This window comes from Pseudomonas sp. DR208, assembly GCF_019823005.1.
In the GTDB taxonomy this organism is placed as follows: Bacteria; Pseudomonadota; Gammaproteobacteria; order Pseudomonadales; family Pseudomonadaceae; genus Aquipseudomonas; species Aquipseudomonas extremorientalis.
Window position 1 is genome coordinate 942,043 of the sequence record NZ_CP081944.1, and the last position, 19,653, is coordinate 961,695.

The 19,653-nt window shown below is 61.7% G+C and carries 16 protein-coding genes; 4 read left to right on the forward strand and 12 right to left on the reverse strand.

Annotated elements, in window-relative coordinates; all coding sequences use genetic code 11:
* Positions 1-59: 59 nt before the first annotated feature.
* The 11 genes from purD to K5K89_RS04050 all read right to left on the reverse strand — a co-directional run bounded on the left by purD (position 60) and on the right by K5K89_RS04050 (position 13,322).
* Complete coding sequence (purD, locus tag K5K89_RS04000; protein ID WP_071491603.1) at positions 60-1,352, reverse strand: phosphoribosylamine--glycine ligase; 1,293 nt, start codon at positions 1,350-1,352, stop codon at positions 60-62.
* Between the two features lie 113 nt (positions 1,353-1,465).
* Positions 1,466-3,073 (reverse strand): bifunctional phosphoribosylaminoimidazolecarboxamide formyltransferase/IMP cyclohydrolase, encoded by a 1,608-nt coding sequence (gene purH, locus K5K89_RS04005; protein ID WP_222540904.1) that lies wholly within the window; start codon positions 3,071-3,073, stop codon positions 1,466-1,468.
* An 81-nt stretch (positions 3,074-3,154) separates the two neighbouring features.
* Complete coding sequence (fis, locus tag K5K89_RS04010; protein WP_002555375.1) at positions 3,155-3,475, reverse strand: DNA-binding transcriptional regulator Fis; 321 nt, start codon at positions 3,473-3,475, stop codon at positions 3,155-3,157.
* On the reverse strand, positions 3,472-4,485 hold the full coding sequence (gene dusB / locus K5K89_RS04015) for a tRNA dihydrouridine synthase DusB (RefSeq protein WP_092249945.1): 1,014 nt from the start codon (positions 4,483-4,485) through the stop codon (positions 3,472-3,474). The genes fis and dusB overlap by 4 nt, the downstream gene beginning before the upstream one ends.
* 185 nt (positions 4,486-4,670) lie before the next feature.
* Entirely contained in the window at positions 4,671-5,873 is a 1,203-nt protein-coding gene (locus K5K89_RS04020) for a DUF3426 domain-containing protein (RefSeq protein WP_222540905.1), read from the reverse strand.
* Positions 5,874-5,903: 30 nt separating this feature from the next.
* Complete coding sequence (gene prmA / locus K5K89_RS04025; protein ID WP_071491599.1) at positions 5,904-6,782, reverse strand: 50S ribosomal protein L11 methyltransferase; 879 nt, start codon at positions 6,780-6,782, stop codon at positions 5,904-5,906.
* A gap of 234 nt (positions 6,783-7,016) precedes the next feature.
* Positions 7,017-8,378, reverse strand: a complete 1,362-nt coding sequence (gene accC / locus K5K89_RS04030; protein WP_010213490.1) for an acetyl-CoA carboxylase biotin carboxylase subunit — start codon at positions 8,376-8,378, stop codon at positions 7,017-7,019.
* Positions 8,379-8,395: 17 nt separating this feature from the next.
* Complete coding sequence (gene accB, locus K5K89_RS04035) at positions 8,396-8,860, reverse strand: acetyl-CoA carboxylase biotin carboxyl carrier protein (RefSeq protein ID WP_010213489.1); 465 nt, start codon at positions 8,858-8,860, stop codon at positions 8,396-8,398.
* 24 nt (positions 8,861-8,884) lie between these two features.
* Entirely contained in the window at positions 8,885-9,340 is a 456-nt protein-coding gene (gene aroQ / locus K5K89_RS04040; RefSeq protein WP_010213488.1) for a type II 3-dehydroquinate dehydratase, read from the reverse strand.
* Between the two features lie 296 nt (positions 9,341-9,636).
* On the reverse strand, positions 9,637-11,598 hold the full coding sequence (locus K5K89_RS04045; RefSeq protein ID WP_222540906.1) for a methyl-accepting chemotaxis protein: 1,962 nt from the start codon (positions 11,596-11,598) through the stop codon (positions 9,637-9,639).
* A 53-nt stretch (positions 11,599-11,651) separates the two neighbouring features.
* The gene (locus K5K89_RS04050; protein WP_222540907.1) at positions 11,652-13,322 is read right to left on the reverse strand and encodes a PleD family two-component system response regulator; all 1,671 of its coding nucleotides are present in this window, start codon (positions 13,320-13,322) and stop codon (positions 11,652-11,654) included.
* A gap of 388 nt (positions 13,323-13,710) precedes the next feature.
* Here K5K89_RS04050 and K5K89_RS04055 point away from each other — a divergent pair, with 388 nt between their 5' ends.
* From K5K89_RS04055 to speA, 4 genes are all read left to right on the forward strand, one after another.
* Complete coding sequence (locus K5K89_RS04055) at positions 13,711-14,688, forward strand: DUF2333 family protein (RefSeq protein ID WP_371322043.1); 978 nt, start codon at positions 13,711-13,713, stop codon at positions 14,686-14,688.
* A gap of 2 nt (positions 14,689-14,690) precedes the next feature.
* The gene (locus K5K89_RS04060; protein ID WP_092249960.1) at positions 14,691-15,227 is read left to right on the forward strand and encodes an NUDIX hydrolase; all 537 of its coding nucleotides are present in this window, start codon (positions 14,691-14,693) and stop codon (positions 15,225-15,227) included.
* A 173-nt stretch (positions 15,228-15,400) separates the two neighbouring features.
* Positions 15,401-15,772, forward strand: coding sequence for a translation initiation factor Sui1 (locus K5K89_RS04065; RefSeq protein WP_017849660.1), 372 nt, complete (start codon positions 15,401-15,403; stop codon positions 15,770-15,772).
* A gap of 143 nt (positions 15,773-15,915) precedes the next feature.
* Positions 15,916-17,829, forward strand: a complete 1,914-nt coding sequence (gene speA / locus K5K89_RS04070) for an arginine decarboxylase (protein WP_071491593.1) — start codon at positions 15,916-15,918, stop codon at positions 17,827-17,829.
* 207 nt (positions 17,830-18,036) lie between these two features.
* Here the strand turns inward: speA and K5K89_RS04075 are convergent, their stop codons facing one another.
* The gene (locus tag K5K89_RS04075; protein WP_222540908.1) at positions 18,037-19,404 is read right to left on the reverse strand and encodes an MATE family efflux transporter; all 1,368 of its coding nucleotides are present in this window, start codon (positions 19,402-19,404) and stop codon (positions 18,037-18,039) included.
* Positions 19,405-19,653: the final 249 nt, after the last annotated feature.

Genomic DNA, 19,653 nt, shown 5'->3' on the forward strand with positions numbered 1-19,653 from the left:
CGGGTAGGCCTGCATACGGCAAGGGCCAGAGGCCCCTGCCTAGCCGAACGGATAGCTGCTTACTGGTTCTCGCCACGTTCCCGCGCAATGGCGCGATAGCCGATGTCCTTGCGGTAGAAGCAGCCTTTCCAGTCGATCTTCGCGGCCAGCTTGTACGCCTGTTGCTGCGCGACGTCGACGCTGGCGCCCATGGCGGTGGCGCATAGCACACGGCCACCGGCCGTCACGACCTGGCCATCCTTGAGCGCGGTGCCCGCATGGAACACCTTGCCTTCCAGCGTAGCAGCCGCGTCCAGGCCTTCAATTACATCGCCCTTGGCGTAGTCGGCAGGGTAGCCACCGGCCGCCAGCACGATGCCGACGCTCGGACGTGGATCCCACTGCGCTTCAACCTTGTCCAGGGCCTGGGCCAATGCCGCCTCGACCAACAGCACCAGACTCGATTGCAGGCGCAGCATCACCGGTTGGGTTTCCGGGTCGCCGAAGCGGCAGTTGAACTCGATGACTTTGGGGTTACCGGCTTTGTCGATCATCAGGCCGGCATACAGGAAACCGGTGTACACATTGCCTTCGTCGGCCATGCCGCGCACGGTCGGCCAGATCACCAGGTCCATGACACGCTGGTGCACGTCGGCCGTGACCACCGGGGCAGGGGAGTAGGCCCCCATGCCACCGGTGTTCGGGCCGGTGTCGCCGTCGCCGACGCGTTTGTGGTCCTGGCTGGTGGCCATCGGCAAGACGTTCTTGCCGTCGACCATCACGATGAAGCTGGCTTCTTCGCCGTCGAGGAACTCCTCGATGACCACGCGGGAACCTGCGTCACCGAAAGCGTTGCCAGCGAGCATATCGCGCACGGCGTCTTCGGCTTCCTGCAGGGTCATGGCGACGATCACGCCTTTACCAGCAGCGAGGCCATCGGCCTTGATCACGATTGGCGCACCTTTTTCGCGCAGGTAAGCCAGGGCCGGCTCGATCTCGGTGAAGTTCTGGTAGTCGGCAGTCGGGATCTTGTGGCGGGCCAGGAAATCCTTGGTGAAGGCTTTGGAACCTTCCAACTGGGCCGCACCGGCGGTGGGGCCGAAGCAGTCCAGGCCACGGCTGCGGAACAGGTCCACAACGCCGGCCACCAGCGGCACTTCCGGGCCGACGATGGTCAGGGACACATTTTTCTCGGCAAAGTCCGCCAGTTGCTCAAGTGCCAGCACGTCGATGGCAACGTTTTCGCACTTGGCTTCAATGGCGGTGCCAGCGTTGCCGGGCGCGACGAAGACTTTCTGGACACGCGGGTCCTGGGCAACTTTCCAGGCCAGGGCGTGTTCACGGCCACCGCTGCCAATGATCAAAACATTCATGTCAAAAACCTCAAATTCTGTAGGCGCTCAGGGTGCGCTTCAATGTGGAGCCGAACTCATGTGGCAAGCCCGATCGCCACACAAGCCCGCTCCCACATTTCGATCGAGTTGAATCAGTGACGGAAGTGACGCATGCCGGTGAAGACCATGGCGATGCCAGCTTCATCCGCGGCGGCGATCACTTCGGCATCACGCATCGAACCACCCGGTTGGATCACGGCGGTTACACCGGCTTTCGCGGCGTTGTCCAGGCCGTCACGGAACGGGAAGAACGCATCGGAAGCCATCACCGAACCCACCACCTGCAAACCGGCGTGCTCGGCCTTGATCGCGGCGATACGCGCCGAGTTCACACGGCTCATCTGGCCGGCGCCGACACCGATGGTCTGGCGGTTCTTGGCGTAGACGATGGCGTTGGATTTAACGTATTTGGCCACCTTCCAGGCGAAGATCAGGTCGTTGATCTCCTGCTCGGTCGGGGCGCGCTTGGTCACCACTTTCAGGTCTTCGCTGCCGATCATGCCGATGTCGCGGCTCTGTACCAGCAAGCCACCGTTGACGCGCTTGTAGTCCCAGGCCGCTGCACGCTCGGCCGACCACTCGCCGCAGGCCAGCAGGCGCACGTTGGCTTTGGCTGCCACGATGGCGCGGGCTTCTTCGCTGACGCTTGGGGCGATGATCACTTCAACGAACTGACGCTCGACGATCGCTTTAGCGGTCTCGGCATCCAGTTCGCGGTTGAAGGCGATGATGCCGCCGAAGGCCGATTCGGTATCGGTGGCGTAGGCCAGTTCGTACGCCTGGCGGATACCGCCTTCAGCGTCCGGGCTCACGGCCACGCCGCATGGGTTGGCGTGCTTGACGATCACACAGGCCGGCTTGACGAAGCTCTTTACGCATTCCAGCGCGGCGTCGGTGTCGGCCACGTTGTTGTAGGACAACTCCTTGCCTTGCAACTGGGTCGCCGTGGCAATGCCCACTTCGGCAGGCTTGGCTTCCACGTAGAACGCCGCGCTCTGGTGCGGGTTCTCGCCGTAGCGCATTTCCTGGGCCTTGATGAACTGGCTGTTGAAGGTGCGCGGGAACTGGCTGCGGCCTTCTGTGCTGAGGGTTTCAGCGGCCTGGTTCACGGTGCCCATGTAGTTGGCGATCATGCCGTCGTAGGCGGCGGTGTGTTCGAACGCCTTGAGCATCAGGTCGAAACGCTGGGCGTAGGTCAGGCCACCGGCTTTCAGGCTTTCCAATACGTTGGCGTAATCACTGGCGTTGACCACGATGGCCACGTCTTTGTGGTTCTTGGCCGCTGAACGCACCATGGTCGGGCCGCCGATATCGATGTTTTCGATGGCGGTCGGCAGGTCGCAGCCTGGCTTGTTGATGGTGGCTTCGAATGGGTAGAGGTTGACGGCCACCAGGTCGATCGGCTTGATGCCGTGCTCGGCCATGATCGCGTCGTCGGTGCCACGACGGCCGAGGATACCGCCGTGGATTTTCGGGTGCAGGGTCTTGACCCGACCGTCCATCATTTCTGCGAAGCCGGTGTAGTCCGCCACTTCCACTGCGGCCACGCCGTTGTCCTGCAGCAGTTTGAAGGTCCCGCCCGTGGAGAGGATTTCCACGCCCAGGGCTTCCAGCTCCTGGGCAAATTCGAGGATCCCGGTCTTGTCGGAGACACTGATCAAGGCGCGGCGGATCGGCAGGCGGGTAGTCTGGTCGGTCATTTCAATTTCCATCAAAAGCAAAGGAGTCAGCAAAAAAGGCGACCGGTTTTACGCGGGCGCCTTTCTGGTTTGATTGAATGCTTACAGCAAATCGTATTGCTTGAGCTTTTTGCGCAAGGTGCCACGGTTGAGGCCCAGCAGCTCACTGGCTTTGGTCTGGTTGCCCTTGACGTAGTTCATCACGCTTTCGAGCAAGGGCGCCTCGACTTCGGAGAGCACCAGGTTGTACACGTCCGTGACGGAAGCGCCCTCAAGGTGGGCGAAATAATTGTGCAGCGCCTTCTCGACACTCCCGCGAAGGGTCTGGCCTTCTTCGCTCGGCGTGTTGAGGTGCTGTTTCAAATTGACGTTGTCGCTCACGGGTGTTGTTCCACTCACTAAAGTCTCGGTCATCATCGTCATGCGGCCACCCCCTCTCCGTCCCCTGTCCCCAGGCTCTTTTCACGCTCGCTGAAGTACTCTCGAACGGTGGCGACCTGTGCTTGCGTATCATCCAAACGATTGAAGTGGGCGCGAAACTCCCTGGCGCCCGGCAGGGTTGCGAGATACCAGCCGACATGCTTGCGAGCAATGCGTACTCCCATCACGTCCCCATAGAAGGCGTGCAGGGCGGCCAGATGCTCTAGCAGAATACGTTCCACCTCGATCAGCCCCGGTGCCGGCAACACTTCGCCGGTACGCAGAAAATGATCGATCTCACGAAAAATCCATGGACGCCCCTGGGCGGCCCGGCCAATCAACAAGCCATCGGCACCAGTTGCGTGCAGCACGCGCCTTGCCTTCTCGGCGGAGTCGATGTCGCCATTGGCGAATACCGGCATCGATACCGCCTGCTTGATCGCAGCGATGGTGTCGTACTCGGCTTCACCGGTGTAAAGGTCGGCGCGGGTACGGCCATGCACCGCCAGCGCTGTAATGCCTGCCTGTTCAGCGATCTTCGCCACTGTCAGGCCGTTCTTGTTGTCCCGGTCCCAACCGGTACGGATCTTCAGGGTAACCGGCACATCCACTGCGGCGACAACGGCCTGCAGGATCTCGGCCACCAACTGCTCATCTTTCAACAGGGCCGAACCGGCGGCCTTGTTACAGACCTTCTTGGCCGGGCAGCCCATGTTGATGTCGATGATCTGCGCCCCCAACTCCACGTTGGCCCGGGCCGCATCCGCCAGCATCTGTGCATCTCCACCGGCGATCTGTACCGAGCGGGGCTCGGGATCACCTTCGTGGATCATGCGCATCCGCGATTTGCGGGTGTTCCACAAGCTCATGTCGCTGGTGACCATTTCCGAGACTACTAGACCCGCGCCCAAACGCTTGCACAGCTGACGAAAGGGCTGGTCGGTGACGCCCGCCATCGGGGCGAGGATCAAGCCGTTCTGCAATGTGTATGGGCCGATGCGTACCGCCGACATAGGACTTCCCTGTTGTGGGGCCGGATCATTAGAGTTCGAAAAAGGGTTGGCATGATACCCGCTCTCGATGACTGGATAAAGGCTGAATTGGATAAAATCTGAACAGTTATTTCTTTATCGCCAGCGGTTTGGTTACGCAGGGGAAAGTCAATAACCTGCCGTCAAACTTCAACGCGTGAACCGATTCACTCGGGCGAATGGAAGCTCAGGCTGTAATTCACGGCTTTGTTGCCCGGATCGAGGATATCCAAGGAGATATGGATCGGGGTTTGCGATGGCATTTCGCTAACGCCGGCCAGCTCACCGCTGAGGTATTCGGCGGGTTTGAAGCGACGGCTGGCAATCAGGTTGCCGTTCAGGTCGGCAAAACGCAGCTCCAGCAGCGGGAAGGGCTGGGAGAAGGTGGCGCGGTTGTAGATGATCGCATCCACCACCAGCGCCCCGGCGAAATCCGGGTGGCTGCGCACTACCAGGTTACTGCTCTTGATATGGGCAATATCGACCCGCGATGGCACGGTGCAACCCAGGGTGGGGCACAGTTGCTGGAACCACGGGCGATAGGCGTCCTGGCGGGCCAGGTCGTCGAATTGGTAGGCGATGTATTGGCCTGCGAGGCCGGCGGCGGCGATCAGCACCAGCAGCAGCCAGACCAGGCGACGGCCCAGGCCTGTCGGGCGTTTTTGTGCGTAGAGGTGCAGCGGATCGTCTTCCAGGTCCTGCAGCAGGTCGTCATGGGCGCTGGTTTCAGCGCGTGGGCGCTTGCGGCGGGGGTGCAGGCGATCGTCGGGTTCGGCCGCTTTGGTCAGCGGTGTAAACGGTGGGTCGATGTCGTCATCGTCTGGTGTTGAACGCAGGGGGGGCTCATCGTCGCGATCGTCGGTGTGGAACGACATGGACGGTTCGGTGCGCTGCCTGGTTGCAGGTTCTGGCTGGTCTTCGGTGACGTGGAGGCGCTCTTCAGGCGGCTCGCTGAACAGGCTTGCCGCCCATTTTTCTTCTTCGGCCTTGACCGTGTCGCGGCTGGCGCTGAAGGATTCATCCTTTTGGCGGCGGTCGGTGCCGGGCTGGCGACGATCCGCGCCAACAGGCTGCGTGTGCTGAATCTCGCGGCGTTCCAGCTTGGCCAGTTCTTCATCCAGGTCCAGGTTGTCCAGGTCCAGCTCTTCGGCGCTCCACTGTTTCTGGCTGATGGCGCTCGGCGCCTCGGGAGTCGCCTCGGGCTGCGGTGCCGGCGCCTGGGCGCGTTGCTCCAGCAGCTGGCGAGCCGCATTGAACACTTGCAGGCACGAGCCGCAGCGCACCACGCCACGGGCCACGCTCAATTGAGCGTGGTTGACGCGAAAGCGCGATTGGCAATGCGGGCACTGGGTGACGAAACTGTCGGTCATGCGGCCATCCGATTCAGGCAAGCGCTCATTCTAGCGCCGACGACCGCTGATGCGTACCCAGCCATCGCGGTTGGCGATCGGGTCCAGCTCGAAATCCTTGGCGTAGGCAGCGGCGACGTCTTCGCCCTGCTCGGCCAGGATGCCCGACAGCGCCAGGCGGCCGCCCGGCTTGACCAGGCTCGACAACTGCGGCGCCAACGACACCAGCGGGCCGGCGAGGATGTTGGCCACCAGCACGTCGGCCTGTACCTGGGGCAATTGCTCCGGCAGGTAGAGTGGGAATTTGCCTTCAGGAATGTTGTTGCGCCCGGCGTTATCGCGAGAGGCTTCCAGGGCTTGCACGTCGATGTCGGTGCCCACGGCTTCCTTGGCGCCGAGCAGCAGGGCGGCAATCGCCAGGATCCCCGAGCCGCAGCCGAAGTCCAGCACGTGGCTGTCGGTCAGGTCTTGGCCGTCCAGCCATTCCAGGCACAGCGCGGTGGTCGGGTGGGTGCCGGTGCCGAACGCCAGGCCCGGATCCAGCAGCAGGTTGACGGCGTCGGGCTCGGGCGCGGCATGCCAGCTCGGTACAATCCACAGGCGCTGGCCAAAACGCATCGGCTGGAAGTTGTCCATCCAGCTGCGTTCCCAATCCTGGTCTTCGATGACTTCGCTGTGGTGCTCTGGCAGCGGGCCGCCGGTGAGCAGCTCCATATGGGCCAGGACGCTGGCGGCATCGGTGCCGTCTTCGAACAGGGCCAGCAAATGGGTGTGGGACCACAGCGGCGTGGTGTTGAGTTCGGGTTCGAAGATCGGCTGGTCTTCGGCGTCCATGAACGTTACGGAGACAGCGCCTACTTCGAGGAAAGCGTCTTCATAGGTTTCGGCTTGTTCTGGGCTGATGGCGAGACGGACTTGCAGCCAAGGCATGGCGGGCACCTTTGAAAAAATGAGTGTGCAGCGGGGTGGGGCTGCGAAAGGGCGCAAGTTTACGCGAGCGGCGGTCAGAAGACGACTGTGCTGGCGATTTGCAGTATTCAAAATATACACAGGACAACTGTGGGAGGGGGCAAGCCCTCTCCCACATTGGACCCTGTACATCCAGGAAATCCGGAGCCCGGAAACAACAAAGCCGCCCGGAGGCGGCTGTGTCGTTTGGCACACTTACTGGTTGGCCAGCTTGTGTTCCAGGTAGTGGATGTTCACACCACCTTCGCAGAAGCCTTCATCACGGACCAGGTCCCGATGCAGCGGGATGTTGGTCTTGATGCCGTCGACCACGATTTCGTCCAGGGCGTTGCGCATACGGGCCATGGCCTCGTCGCGGGTGGCGCCCCAGGTGATCAGCTTGCCGATCAGCGAGTCGTAGTTGGACGGCACCTTGTAGCCGCTGTACAGGTGCGAATCCACACGTACGCCGTTGCCGCCGGGCGCGTGGAAATGCTTGACCAGGCCAGGGCTTGGGATAAAGGTTTTCGGGTCTTCGGCGTTGATGCGGCACTCCAGGGAGTGGCCGTGCATCTTCACGTCGTCCTGGGTGAAGGACAGCGGGTTGCCGGCGGCGATGCTGAGCATCTCCTTGACGATGTCGATACCGGTGACCATCTCCGACACCGGGTGCTCTACCTGCACACGAGTGTTCATCTCGATGAAGTAGAAACGACCGTTCTCGTACAGGAACTCGAAAGTACCCGCGCCACGGTAGTTGATGTCGATGCACGCCTTGACGCAACGAGCCAGTACTTCCTGGCGCGCTTTTTCATCCAGGCCCGGTGCTGGCGCTTCTTCCAGGACCTTCTGGTGACGACGTTGCAGCGAGCAGTCGCGGTCGCCCAGGTGGATGGCGTGGCCTTGGCCGTCGGACAGTACTTGCACCTCCACGTGACGTGGGTTGGTCAGGTACTTCTCCAGGTAGACCATCGGGTTGCCGAACCAGGCGCCCGCTTCGGAGCGAGTCTGCTTGGCAGCTTCGATCAGGTCTTCTTCCTTGTGCACCACGCGCATGCCGCGACCACCACCGCCACCGGCGGCCTTGATGATCACCGGGTAGCCGACTTCGCGACCAATGCGCAGCGCGGTTTCCTCGTCTTCCGGCAGCGGGCCGTCGGAGCCTGGAACGGTTGGCACGCCGGCCGCGATCATGGCGTCCTTGGCCGACACCTTGTCACCCATCAGGCGAATGGTTTCGGCTTTCGGGCCGATGAAGGCAAACCCGGACTTTTCCACCTGTTCGGCGAAATCGGCGTTTTCCGCGAGGAAGCCGTAGCCAGGGTGGATGCCATCAGCGCCGGTCACTTCCGCGGCCGCGATGATGTTCGAGACTTTCAAGTACGAGTTCGTGGCCAGTGGCGGGCCGATGCAGATGCTTTCGTCCGCCAGTTTCACGTGCATCAATTCGGTATCGGCCGTCGAGTAAACAGCGACGGTCTTGATGCCCTCTTCCTTACAGGCGCGCAGGATACGCAGCGCGATCTCACCGCGGTTGGCGATCAGGACTTTTTGCAGTTTCTTCGCAGGTTTCAACATCGAAGGCGCTCCGCGGTTCAAACGATGGTGAACAGCGGCTGGTCGTACTCAACCGGCTGACCGTTTTCTACCAGGATGGATTCGATGACGCCGGCTTTTTCAGCGGTGATGTGGTTCATCATCTTCATCGCTTCAACGATGCAGATGGTGTCGCCCACTTTCACGGTAGCGCCGACTTCAACGAAGGCTGGCGAAGTCGGTGCCGGGGTGCGGTAGAACGTACCGACCATTGGCGACTTGACCACGAAGCCGTTCAGCGCCGGAGCGGCTGGGGCGGCAGGTGCAGCGGCGGCAGCAGGCGCGGCGGCCGGAGCAGCAGCGGCCGGAGCCGGCGCTTGCATCTGTGGCGCATAGAACTGCTGGGCCGGGGTCTTGCTGTGACGGCTGATCCGTACGGACTCTTCGCCTTCCTTGATTTCCAGCTCGTCGATACCGGATTCTTCCAGCAGTTCGATCAGTTTCTTAACTTTACGGATATCCATGAATCATCAACTCCCAAGGGTCGGTCAGGGGCGCTTGGCCGGTTGTTCAAGTTGTTCCAGGGCGGCCTCCAGGGCCAGTCGGTAACCGCTGGCGCCAAGGCCGCAGATCACACCTACCGCTACATCGGAGAAGTAGGAGTGATGGCGGAAAGCTTCGCGTTTGTGCACGTTCGACAAATGCACTTCGATGAATGGGATGCTCACCGCCAGCAGCGCGTCACGTAATGCAACACTTGTATGCGTAAAAGCGGCGGGATTGATCAGGATAAAATCCACGCCTTCGCCGCGCGCGGCATGGATGCGATCAATCAATTCGTACTCGGCATTGCTTTGCAGGTAGAGCAGATGGTGGCCGGCTTCACGCGCCCTGCGTTCGAGATCAAGGTTGATCTGGTCCAGGGTGACTGCCCCGTAGACGCCCGGTTCACGGGTGCCGAGCAGGTTCAGGTTGGGTCCGTGAAGAACCAGTAAGGTCGCCATCGGCTGTTCCTTGTTATTGATGTGGGTACGGCAGAACCCGGCGACTATGCCGCAAAGCCTTTGTGACTGTCCAGTTCTATGCAGTAGGCGGCACGATTAGCGAGGATAGCGCGAAATTTGTGACTGTGGCCGGTGATCCGGTCATGGGTAATACGCTCCTGAATGCCATGAAGGTCAAATGTGGGAGGGGGCTTGCCCCCGATAGCGCTGGGTCAGTTACACACACTGAGGCTGACACACTGCAATCGGGGGCAAGCCCCCTCCCACATTTGATCTCTATAAGGTTGAAGATCGTGTCAGACGCGGAAGGCTTGAACGGCAGTGTTGAGCTGCCCACCTAGCACCAGCAAGTGCTCACCCTGGCTGCGGCCCTGGCCGATTCGCAGCAAGTTGTCCTCACCCAACTGATGAATCCGCTCACTGTTGTCGCGAATCTCGCTGACGGCACCACTCTGCTGCGCGGTCACATCGGCGATGCGCACGGCGGTGTCGGAAATGGTCTGGATCGCGCCGACAATCTCATCCAGCGCACCGTCCGCCGCCTGGGCTTGCTGGGCGTTGGCTTCGGCGTGTTCGACCTGGGCCCGCATGCCTTGCACCGATTGGTGGGCGGCGCTCTGCAGCCCGGCGATCAAGGTCTGGATTTCTGCGGTGGCGCCAGCGGTGCGTTGGGCCAGCGAGCGCACCTCGTCGGCCACCACGGCAAAGCCGCGTCCGGCTTCACCGGCACGGGCGGCCTCGATGGCAGCGTTGAGGGCCAGCAGGTTGGTCTGGTCGGCAATCGAGCGGATCACCGTGAGCACGCCGCCGATGGTGGCGGATTCCTCAGCCAGTTTTTCGATCATCTGCGCGTTTTGCTGCACTTCGCCCACCAGGGCACGCAGCCCGGTGAGGCTCAGGCCGATCACGCGCTGGCCTTGTTCCACGGCCTGGCCGGCACTGCGACTGGCACCGGCAGCCTGGCTGGCATCACCGGCGACTTGCTGGATCGTCGCCTCCAGTTCACCCAATGAATCTCGGATTTGCGCAGTATCCCCGGCCTGGCGTTCGGCGCCGTCGTGCAGGCCGCTGCTCAGTTCGGCGAGGGTACGGCTGCTGCTGGCAACTTCTTCGGCGTTGCCGCGAATGGTGCCGACCAAGTCCACCAGGTAGGTGCGCAGGCGGTTCAGAGACGCTTCGATATCGTGCAGTTCGCGGTTGGTCTTGCCCAGGGCAATCGGCTGGCTGAAGTCACCCTCGGCCCAAGTCGACAGGGCCGGCGCCAGATTGGTCAGCACCCGCGCCAGCTTGCGTTGCAAGGTGTCGATCAGCAGCGCGATCAACAGGATCAGGCCAATCATCAGCCCTTGCATCAGGCGCACTTCACCCTGGATTTGGCCATGTTGCGCGCGCACCACCGGTTCCAGTGCGGCGATGGCTTGCTGAACGGAGTTGATTTTCTGGTGGGTCTTGGCGGCCAGTTCGGTGCGTTGCTGGATCTGGTCGCGGGTGCGCTTGAGTTCGGCGGGGTAGCGGGTCAGCAGGCTATTGAGTTCACGCTTGAGGTCGACGCCGGTGTCCTGGGCTTCGGTTTTTTCGCTGTTCTGCAGCCCCATCAGCGCGGAAAAGTCATCGGCGCTGGATTCGGCGCTGGCCTTGACGCCGAGCAACGGCAGTTGCTCCAACAGGTCGGCCTGGCTGCGGATAGCGCCGACTTCGCGTTCCACATCGTCGGCCAGTTCCGCACGCCCGCTGCTCACCAGTTTGTCGCGGGCCAGGGATAACTTGCCCAGGTGCTGGGAGGCGGCCAGCAACGGCGGCAGATAGCGCGCGGCTTCGGGAGAGTTTACGCCGATGGCGTACTGGCTCAGTTGCTCCAGGTTCGCGCCCAATTCACGTTCGGCCTGTAGCAGCAAGGCTTGCGGGTCGCCTGCCAGCTTACCGGCCGCCAGCAACTCAGTCTTGCTGAACGCATCCAGGTCCACCAGGCTCGGGCGCAGGTTCTGCGCAAGGTCCGCAGGCAACTCGTCCAGATGCTGCAACAGGCTTTCCAGGCTCTGGCCCGCGCTGCTCAAGCGCAGGGCGTCGCCGCTGGCCAGGTAATCGTCGATATTGCGTGCGGCTTCATTCTGGAACGTCTGCGACAGGCCCAGGTAGCGTTCCATCAGCAAATAGGGTCGCTCCAGCGCCCGTTGCGACCACCACAACGTCGCCCCCAGCGCCAGGCACACGGCCACCAGAAGAAGGGTATTGAGATTGGTCAGCAGCTTCAGGCGCATGCGGGGTTTCAACCGACAGCAAAAGATAAGTGCCTGAAGTTATTGCGTTTCCATTACAGCGTTATGACGGATTCAGTGGATTCCGGTGAAAAGATGGCACTTTGCTTTGATGCGCGTGCGGGTTGTACGCGATTGCGTCCGGCGTCTTTGGCGCGGTACAGCGCCTCGTCGGCCTGGGCGGCCATCATCAGGCTGTCGGAGCCGTCGCACAGCTCCACCACCCCGGCGCTGAAGGTGCACCACAAATCCTGGGGTTGGGCCGGGTAATGGATTTCGGCAAAGCGCCCACGGATTTCATCCAATACTTTGCAGGCGGCTTCCAAATCGGTGTCAGGCATCACAATGGCGAATTCTTCACCGCCGTAGCGCCCGATGTAGTCGGTCTTGCGCAGGCGCTGCTTGAGAAACAGCGCCAGGCTCTTGATCACGCGGTCGCCCATGGGGTGGCCGTGGCTGTCGTTGACCCGCTTGAAGTGGTCGATGTCGAGCATGGCGAAGCTCAGCGGCTTGTTCTCGCGGCGTGCGCGGAAGCTGCAGTCTTCGAGCAGTTGCAGGATATGGGTGTGGTTGTACAGGCCGGTCAGGCTGTCGCGCACCATCCGCGCCTTGAGGTTGCGCGCCCGCGCCGCACGGTTGCGCACGGTGGTGATCAGGTGGCGCGGCTTGATCGGCTTGGTGAGGAAGTCATCGCCGCCTTCGCTCATGGCGTCCAGTTGCTTGTCCAGGTCGTCTTCGGCCGACAGGTAAATGATCGGCACGCTGACGTAACGGTCGTTATGGCGGATGACCTTGGCCAGTTCGGTGCCGGTACAGGCGGGCATATACATGTCGAGGATGATCAGGTCGGGCTGGAAGTCCGCCAGCTCGGCCATTGCCTGGATCGGCTCGATCAAGGTGCGGGTGACGATACCGGCGCTGTTGAGCAGCCGTTCGGTGTGCAGCGCCTGGGCCCGCGAGTCGTCGATGATCAGCACTTTATACGGCTCGTACTGGGCGACGCAGGTCAGCACTTCGATCTTTTCCAGCAAGCTGGAGGCTTCCAGCGTACCGGTCAGGAATTCCTGGCCTCCGGCGCGCACGGCGGCCAGGCGGGTCGGGGTGTCGGTTTCGTGCAGGCTGAAAAACAGCAGTGGCAGCTTCTGCTCCAGGCCTTCCTGGGCCTCGGCGGCGAGCTTGAGGCCCAGGCCGGCACCGCAGAAGTCCACGTCCATCACAAGCGCCGACGGCAGGCGCTCGGCCATCGACGCGCGAAACGCCGCGACACTGTCCAGGGACTGGGCGCTCATGCCAAAGAACTCCAACTGCTTGGCCAGGCGCTCGGCACGGTCGTGATCAGCCAGCATCACGTAGATCGGCTTGCGCATCGGCGGCAGGAAGGTTTGCTCAAGCTGGTCGCCCTGGCGCAGCCCGGTGCGGGACAGGCGTTGCATCAGGCGGTTGAGTTCGGTGATCAGTTGGCTGCTCAGGCGCCCGCGGTTTTCGTCCACGGCCTTGAGGGATTCGCCGATGTGCTGCGCCAACTGGCTGTGTTCCGGCTGTTCGAAACGCTCGGCAAAGCGCAGCAGGCGCAGATTGGCCTCGCTGAGTTCGGAAAGGTCAGTGCCGGACCACTCGCTGCGTTGCAGGCGCTGCCAGATCTCAAGAATTTGACGTGCCTGATGAATTACCCGCTGGGCAAAATGCTGCTTGAGGCGCTCACGGCTGGGGTCTTCTGGCTCGGTCATATCCTGACTACTAGTGAGGGTGCATGCTGAGGTCGACTGATGGCTCTATGCTAGCACCTCTTTCCCATGGGATGAGTGTCATACGTCAATAAACTGTGCGTGCGGAGTATTCAGTTGTTGACCCGCTGGTCGCGCGGCGGAAAAAGCGTGCATTCTTTATAGTCGAACGCCCTCTGTGCGCCAGTTTGGCGAAAAGCCCCGCACGGGCGGGCACGATGGGGTAGGGTTGTGGTCGGAGTGTTTGAACGCACGCCATCAATTCAAGTGCATGAACTCAAGTGATTGAAAGGATATCGCCATGCTGGACTGGAAAAACCGTGCAGGCAGCGCCAAAGGCCCCGCCCCTGAGCCCAAGTCGGCCAACCGCAGCTATTTTCGTACCCTGCTGATGAGCCGTGCCGTGCTCAGTGTGCTCGGCCTGTACCTGTTGGTCACAGGCGCCTTGGGCTGGTACTGGAGCGAAGAGCCGGCGCTGTTCCCGGTCCAGCAGAACGCGCAGATTGCCGCCGAAAAAGACGGCAAGCAGATGGTGGTGGGCTTTACCACCGTCGAAACCCTCAAGACGGTGGTTGGCACCTTGCTGAACAAGCCGGGTGGCTACATTTCCAACGACCGCTTCCCGCCAGGCCTGTGGATGGACAACATGCCGAGCTGGGAATACGGCGTGCTTGTGCAGGTGCGCGACCTGACCCGCGCCCTGCGTAAGGATTTCGCCCGCTCGCAGTCGCAGTCGGCCGAAGACGCCGACTTGGCCAAGGCCGAGCCGCGCTTCAACTTCGATAACAAGAGCTGGGTGCTGCCATCCAGCGAGTCCGAATACCAGGAAGGCATCAACTCCCTGAGCCGCTATGAAGCGCGCCTGTCCGACCCGAACCAGAAAGGCGCGTTGTTCTATGCGCGGGCCGACAACCTGAACAACTGGCTGGGCGATGTCGCCACCCGCCTGGGCTCGCTGTCGCAACGCCTGTCGGCCAGTGTGGGCCGCGTGAAGCTGAACACTGCGCTGAAAACCGAAGCGCTGGCGCCGGGTGAAGTGCCGCAGGTCGATGAAGAAGTGGTGGAAACTCCATGGATGCAGATCGACAACGTGTTCTACGAAGCCCGTGGCCAGGCCTGGGCCTTGTCCCACCTGTTGCGCGCCATCGAAGTGGACTTTGCCGACGTATTGGCCAAGAAAAACGCCACCGTCAGCGTGCGCCAGATCATTCGTGAGCTGGAAGCCTCGCAGGAACCGGTGTGGAGTCCTATGATTCTTAATGGCAGTGGCTTCGGCGTACTGGCGAACCATTCGCTGGTGATGGCCAATTACATTTCCCGGGCAAACGCTGCAGTGATTGACTTGCGTCAGCTCCTCAACCAGGGTTGATGATGGACGCTACTCAAAAGGAGGCCGCCCACCGTGCGGCTTCCGACGCTGAACTGATCTGCTGGGTCGATGAGCATGACAACCTGCTCGGCGACCTTGTCAGGTCCGACCTGCGCCAGCGCGGCCTGATCGGCCGTTGCACCTTTATCTTTCTTTTCAATAGCGCCGGTGAGTTGTGTGTGCATCGGCGCACCTTGAGCAAAGCCCTGTATCCCGGTTACTGGGACACGGCGGCAGGCGGGATGGTGGCGGCGGGTGAGTCCTATGCCGTGTCGGCAGCCCGTGAGCTGGAAGAAGAGCTTGGGGTCAGTGGGGTGGCGTTGGTCGAACATGACCACTTCTACTTCGAAGATGGCGATAGCCGGCTCTGGTGCAAATCCTACTCAGCCGTGTGGGACGGGCCGCTGCGCCTGCAGCCGGAAGAGGTCATGGAAGCGCGCTTTTTACCTATCGACACCGTCCTGCAGGAGGCTGAGCAAAAGCCGTACTGCCCGGACGCCCAGGAAGGCTTGCGCCGTTATCTGGCCTCACGTCGCTAAAGTTGCATAAATTGGCGCCATTTGGCTCTTAGCAAGTCGGCTTTTTGTGGTTACACTGCGCGACTTTTCACCCGAACCGCCTTGGCGGTTCGGTAGCGCTGCCCCTGCCTGAGTGGGGCTTCGCGGTCGGTCAGTCTGATCGATCAGTCTTCATCCTCCCAAGAGGATTGCCGGTGGCCAAAAAAGCCGCATCCTTCGCCGCCCTTGGTGGCCTGGTATTTTCCACCGACGCAGGTCGACACTGCCCGGACTGTCGTCAGCCCGTGGACGCTTGCACCTGCAAACAGACCCTGATTCCCGAAGGCGACGGTATTGCCCGCGTGCGACGCGAGAGCAAAGGCCGTGGCGGCAAGACGGTGACCACCATCACCGGCGTGCCGCTGGCCGAAGACGCGCTGAAGGAACTCGCCACCACGCTGAAAAAGCGCTGTGGCACCGGTGGCGCGTTGAAAGACGGCGTTATCGAGATCCAGGGCGATCACGTCGAGTTGCTGTTGGCCGAGCTGATCAAGCTCGGGTACAAGGCCAAGAAGTCCGGCGGCTGAAAGCCTCTTCCCAACCTGTGTCTAAACTCTGTCCTGCGCGCGGGGTCCTACCTTGCACGCAGGCAAATCGTCATTTTCATTCTTTAGACTGCGCCAGCCTCAACCAGAGGCGGCGCTTTCGCCTTCATTTATAGGGGACTTCGATGTCCGTACGACGCACACGCAAAGACGATGGCAGCCAATGGACAGTTGCGGACAGCCGCAGTGTTTACGGGATCCGCCATTGGGGGGCCGGGTATTTCGCGATCAATGAAGCCGGTCGCGTTGAAGTTCGTCCGAACGGCCCGAACAGCACGCCCGTCGACCTGTACGAGCAAGTCGACGAGCTGCGCAAGAGCGGCCTGTCGTTGCCGTTGCTGGTGCGCTTCCCCGACATCCTGCAAGACCGTGTACGCCAGCTGACCGGCGCTTTCGATTCGAACATCGAACGCCTGGAATACCAGAGCAAGTACACCGCGCTGTACCCGATCAAGGTGAACCAGCAGGAGGCGGTGATCGAGAACATCATCGCCACCCAGAACGTGTCCATCGGCCTGGAAGCCGGCTCCAAGCCCGAGCTGCTGGCCGTGCTGGCCCTGGCGCCGAAGGGCGGCACCATCGTCTGCAACGGTTACAAGGACCGCGAATTCATCCGCCTCGCGCTGATGGGCCAGAAGCTCGGCCACAACGTGTTCATCGTGATCGAGAAAGAATCCGAAGTTGAGCTGGTGATCGAAGAAGCCGCCAGCCTCAAGGTCAAGCCACAGGTTGGCCTGCGTGTGCGTTTGTCTTCCCTGGCGTCGAGCAAGTGGGCGGACACCGGTGGCGAGAAGTCCAAGTTCGGTCTGTCGGCGGCGCAACTGCTGTCCGTGGTCGAGCGCTTCCGTGCGGCCGGCCTGGACCAGGGCATCCGCCTGCTGCACTTCCACATGGGCTCGCAGATCGCCAACCTGGCCGACTACCAGCACGGTTTCAAGGAAGCCATCCGTTACTACGGCGAGCTGCGCAACCTCGGCCTGCCGGTGGACCACATCGACGTGGGCGGCGGCCTGGGCGTGGATTACGACGGCACGCACTCGCGTAACGCCAGTTCGATCAACTACGACATGGATGACTATGCCGGCGTGGTCGTGGGCATGCTCAAGGAATTCTGCGACGCGCAGAGCCTGCCGCACCCGAATATCTTCTCCGAAAGCGGCCGTTCCCTGACCGCCCACCACGCCATGCTGGTGGTGCAGGTCACTGACGTCGAGAAACACAACGACGAAATCCCGACCATCGAAAACAAGGAAGCCCTGCCGGAAACCGTGCAATGGCTGGTGGACCTGCTCGGCCCGACCGACATCGAGATGGTCACCGAAACCTACTGGCGCGCCACCCACTACATGAGCGACGTGGCCACGCAGTACGCCGACGGCAAGCTGACCCTGGCCGAAAAAGCCCTGGCCGAGCAGTGCTACTTCGCCGTATGCCGCCGCCTGCACAACTCGCTCAAGGCCCGCCAGCGCTCGCACCGCCAGGTGCTGGATGAGCTCAACGACAAGTTGGCCGACAAGTACATCTGCAACTTCTCGGTGTTCCAGAGCCTGCCGGACACCTGGGCCATTGGCCAGGTATTGCCGATCCTGCCGCTGCACCGCCTTGACGAAGAGCCGCTGCGTCGCGCCGTACTGCAAGACCTGACCTGCGACTCCGACGGCAAGATCAAGCAGTACGTCGATGAGCAGAGCATCGAGACCAGCCTGCCGGTTCACGGCTTGAACGAAGGTGAGGACTACTTGCTGGGGATCTTCCTGGTAGGCGCTTACCAGGAAATTCTCGGCGACATGCACAACCTGTTCGGTGACACCGATTCGGTGAACATCTACCAGCGTGAAGACGGTTCGGTGTACAGCGCCGGTATCGAGACCCACGACACCATCGAAGACATGCTGCGCTATGTGCACTTGTCGCCGGAGGAGTTGATGACGCACTACCGTGACAAGTGTGCGAGCGCGAAGATCAGCGCCAGTGAGCGCACGCAGTTCCTGGATGCACTTCGGTTAGGGCTGACGCGGTCGTCGTATCTTTCGTCGTAAGCTATGAGAGGGTAGGAGCGAGCCCATTCGCTCCTACCCTGCTGTGGGGCCTGAGCGCCGAGTACGGGTCTTCATTTGAGCTATGTCACCTCGCCGGATAGGGCAGGTCAATCTACCCTGACGCATTGAGCGTACACACAGTTGCCTGGGTTATATCCAGATCAATAGCTTGTCCCGGCGCCAGATTGCGTATCTGAGTTCCTTGCGTTACGGCCAATATGACCGCGGTGCCAAACGAGGGCCGAACCATCCATTCGCCCGATTGATTCGCCTGGCGATGACCCAAAGCAACAGACTGCGCACCGACATGAACACCAGGAAGGTAATCCACAGCCCGTGGTTGCCCAGGCCCTGCAATGCCCAGGCAACCGGTAGCACTGAAACCACGGTCAACAGCATCCCATTGCGCATTTCCCGCGCCCGTGTCGCACCAATAAACAAGCCGTCGAGCAAATAGCTCCACACCGCAATCAAGGGCAATACGGCCAGGTAGGGCAGGTAGATATCTGCCGTTTCGCGCACGCTGGGGATATCGGTTTGCATGGCGATAAACAGGTGGCCGCAGACCGTGAACAGCAGGGCAAAGCCGACGCTGGCAATCAGCGACCAACCGCCAGCGACGACCAGTGAACGTCGCATGGCCTGGCGGTCGTGGGCGCCGATGGCGTGGCCGCACAAGGCTTCCACCGCATGGGCCAAGCCGTCCAGCGCATGGGCTGTCAACAACAGGCCGTTGAGCAGCAGTGCATTGGCCGCCACGGTGGCATCGCCCAGGCGTGCACCTTGCACCGTGATCATGAAAAACACCGATTGCAGCGCAAGGCTGCGGATGAAGATGTCGCGGTTCACCGCCAGCAGCGGGCGCCAGCTTTCCCACTGTTTCAGCGCCGCCCAGGCGATATGGCCGGGGTAGGCGCGCAGGGCTTTTTGCGTCATCGCCAGGCCCAGCAAGGCGCCGGTCCATTCGGCAATCACGGACGCCCGCGCCGAACCGACCACCCCCCAATCCAGGCCCAGCACAAACCACAGGTTCAGCGCGATGTTGACCAGGTTGGTGGTCAGCAGGATCGCCAAGGGCGCGCGTGCGTTCTGCGTGCCGAGGAACCAGCCGACCAGTGCGTAGCTGGCAAGGGCGGCAGGCAGGCCGAACAGGCGCGTGTGGAAAAAGTCCTGGGTCAGTTGATTGAGTTCGGGGGAGGGTTGCATCCATTCCAATGCCAGATGGCTGAACGGAATGCCCACGGTGCCCAGCAGCATGGCCAGCCCCAACGCCAGTAGCAGGCCCTGCAGGAGGATTTGTCGCAGCGCGGCCCCATCATTGCGCCCGGCAGCCTGTGCGGCAAAACCGGTTGAGCCCATGCGCAGGAAACCCATGGCCCAGGCCAGAAAGGTATACAGACTGGCGCCGACCGCCACGGCCCCCAGTTGATGGGCGTGGGGCAGGTGGCCGATGACCATGCTGTCGACCAGGGCCACGAGAGGCACCGAGATATTCGACAGAATCATCGGCGCGGCCAGGGCCCAGACGCGGCGGTGGGTGGGGCGGTGGCGCCAGTCGGTGAGTAGGGTGGGCATGGGGGCTCCTTGGGGGAGCGGCATTGTAACGGGCCCTTAATCTCACTGCAGAACCAATGTGGGAGGGGGCTTGCCCCCGATAGCGGTCTGTCAGCTGGAAATGTATCGGCTGACATACTGCCATCGGGGGCAAGCCCCCTCTCACATTTGGATCTCCAGCGTTTGTGGGATTTGGCTCCGTTCGCGTTCCTTCAAGAACCAAACCACCCTCCGTCGGTCAATGTGACCAGCACCACATCGGCCCGCTGC

Excerpts from the sequence above, each read along its gene's own strand:
- K5K89_RS04020 (WP_222540905.1), bottom strand. The coding sequence starts at position 5,873 with ATGACCGACAGTTTCGTCACCCAGTGCCCGCATTGCCAATCGCGCTTT.
- K5K89_RS04055 (WP_371322043.1), top strand. The coding sequence starts at position 13,711 with ATGAGCCGTGCCGTGCTCAGTGTGCTCGGCCTGTACCTGTTGGTCACA.
- purD (WP_071491603.1), bottom strand. The coding sequence starts at position 1,352 with ATGAATGTTTTGATCATTGGCAGCGGTGGCCGTGAACACGCCCTGGCC.
- speA (WP_071491593.1), top strand. The coding sequence starts at position 15,916 with ATGTCCGTACGACGCACACGCAAAGACGATGGCAGCCAATGGACAGTT.
- purH (WP_222540904.1), bottom strand. The coding sequence starts at position 3,073 with ATGACCGACCAGACTACCCGCCTGCCGATCCGCCGCGCCTTGATCAGT.
- accB (WP_010213489.1), bottom strand. The coding sequence starts at position 8,860 with ATGGATATCCGTAAAGTTAAGAAACTGATCGAACTGCTGGAAGAATCC.
- K5K89_RS04045 (WP_222540906.1), bottom strand. The coding sequence starts at position 11,598 with ATGCGCCTGAAGCTGCTGACCAATCTCAATACCCTTCTTCTGGTGGCC.
- prmA (WP_071491599.1), bottom strand. The coding sequence starts at position 6,782 with ATGCCTTGGCTGCAAGTCCGTCTCGCCATCAGCCCAGAACAAGCCGAA.
- K5K89_RS04060 (WP_092249960.1), top strand. The coding sequence starts at position 14,691 with ATGGACGCTACTCAAAAGGAGGCCGCCCACCGTGCGGCTTCCGACGCT.
- dusB (WP_092249945.1), bottom strand. The coding sequence starts at position 4,485 with ATGTCGGCGGTACGCATCGGCCCATACACATTGCAGAACGGCTTGATC.
- accC (WP_010213490.1), bottom strand. The coding sequence starts at position 8,378 with ATGTTGAAACCTGCGAAGAAACTGCAAAAAGTCCTGATCGCCAACCGC.
- fis (WP_002555375.1), bottom strand. The coding sequence starts at position 3,475 with ATGACGATGATGACCGAGACTTTAGTGAGTGGAACAACACCCGTGAGC.
- aroQ (WP_010213488.1), bottom strand. The coding sequence starts at position 9,340 with ATGGCGACCTTACTGGTTCTTCACGGACCCAACCTGAACCTGCTCGGC.
- K5K89_RS04050 (WP_222540907.1), bottom strand. The coding sequence starts at position 13,322 with ATGACCGAGCCAGAAGACCCCAGCCGTGAGCGCCTCAAGCAGCATTTT.
- K5K89_RS04075 (WP_222540908.1), bottom strand. The coding sequence starts at position 19,404 with ATGCCCACCCTACTCACCGACTGGCGCCACCGCCCCACCCACCGCCGC.